Here is a 266-nt window from a genome sequence, read left to right on the forward strand (position 1 = left end):
CCCTGTGGCCGGGCGCTTCTGGGGGCTGGTGCCCTGCGCCGGCACCGGCACGCGCGCCGTGCGCAGGGGCGGGCAGGACGGCCCCCCCGTGCTGCCCAAGCAGTACCACACGGTGGCGGGTCACCCGATGGTGCTGCACACGCTGGCGGCCTTTGCGGGCGTGGCGCGCCTGGCGGGCACGCTGGTGGCCGTGGCCGCGGGCGACACCTTCTTCGACGGTCACCCCCACCCGGCCTTCTTTGCCGTGCCCTGCGGCGGGCCCGCGC

The 266-nt window shown here is 77.8% G+C and carries 1 pseudogene; it reads left to right on the forward strand.

Annotation, left to right across the window (positions count from 1 at the left end):
* Positions 1 to 266: pseudogene (locus MTCD1_RS19365) on the forward strand (hypothetical protein); the annotation flags it as partial.

The organism is Colwellia marinimaniae, from assembly GCF_002207865.1.
Classification (GTDB): domain Bacteria; phylum Pseudomonadota; class Gammaproteobacteria; order Enterobacterales; family Alteromonadaceae; genus Colwellia; species Colwellia marinimaniae.